General features: G+C 57.2%; 1 protein-coding gene. It reads left to right on the plus strand.

Annotated features, from left to right (window positions below):
• Positions 1-1,085 (plus strand): hypothetical protein (locus tag AX724_RS24200; RefSeq protein WP_197421621.1); only part of this gene is annotated, 1,085 nt, incomplete at its 5' end.
• Positions 1,086-1,428: the final 343 nt, after the last annotated feature.

Raw genomic sequence — 1,428 nt, forward strand, 5'->3', positions numbered from 1 at the left:
AGCAAAACGGCAGCCGTGCTGTCGCTGACAACGCACACCTCGCCGGGCAGATTGCGACGCTGGAAAGCAACCTGCGCCAGCGCCAGGAGGAAATCGAGCAGGCCTGGACCCGTGCGAACGAACTGACAGGTGAACGGGACGAGCTTTATGGTCGGATCGAAGAGTTGCAGAAGGCTCAGGAAGGTTTGCAGACCCGGCTGCAAGAAGCCGACGGATGGGTTTTCAACATTGCAGGCGAACGCCAAGCTCTGGAAAAGCGGTTGGCGGCAGTGCAGTCCGAACTCGAACAGGCCCGCCGTTCCATCATCCGTATGGAAGCGGTTTCCGAGTTCAAGCAACAGCAATTGGACGAGTACATCAGCACTAATCGCCGCGTCCTTGCTGGTGTGTCACGACTACAAGGGCTGGAAATTGAACCCAGTGAATTGCTGCAGACACAGACCAAGCGCCTGCGCGAGGAATGGCGAGATGAAAAGCATCCGCTTGCTCCACTAGCCGTAGTTCTCGAGCAGATCGCTCACTCTATTTCAGATAGGGACATTGCTGATGAAGCCAATTCAGCGACGACGGCGGCGCTTCTAGAACAGAAGACGGCCTTGCATCGTGATATCGAAATGCTCATGGATCGACTTGAGCAGCGGGAGAACGATGCGCGTCAGGCGCAGGAACAGATCGCCGCTCTGAACCAGGCATTGGCCTCGGTACGCGCCGAGGCACTAGAATACCATGGCAAGGCATCGCAGGCATTGGAACAGATCAATATCCTGCAGAGCGATAAAAAGCAGCAGGCCCGCAATTTGCGCGCGGCAGAGGATCGCGCTGGCCGCAAGGAACGCCAGCTTGACTGGATGCGCGAACTCTACCGATTGATCGAACACGGCGATGCAGGGTTGAAGGGTATTCTGCCACCTTCAATGCGTCGACGTTATATAGCGCAGGTGTTGCAAAGGAACAACCACTTCGATGGCGAGGCATACCTAGCCAAGTATGCGGATGTCGCCGAAGTGGGCATGGATCCGCTGCGTCACTATATCCTGCACGGGATGGCAGAAGGTCGCTTTGTGGACGCTCCGTCGCACGGATGATCTACAGGCAGTCGTCGCTCCCCGCATTCTCGGTGTGGAGCGTCGGCGCTTGGACGGCGATGTTTCCATTGGACACGCGACCGACGGCGGGCCCCTTTAGGTCAATCGACTCAAGGGGCCAAGATTAGAGTGCGCTGTATAGGTCTACCGCGCTATTAACGTCGGCATAATCCGTCGCTTGGCCTTGGTTAATGATGACGGCGCGGTTACAGAACTGACGGACCACCTCGGTGCTGTGCGAGGCGAGGATCATTGTACGGTCTTGGCGCTTTTCGAACAATTCGTCCTGGGGCTCTGTTGCAAAGATTGGCGGCAGTCAGAGGTAGGCTGTCGCTCTGCGCCG

The sequence above is a fragment of the Sphingobium sp. CCH11-B1 genome (genome assembly GCF_001556865.1).
Classification (GTDB): Bacteria; Pseudomonadota; Alphaproteobacteria; order Sphingomonadales; family Sphingomonadaceae; genus Sphingobium.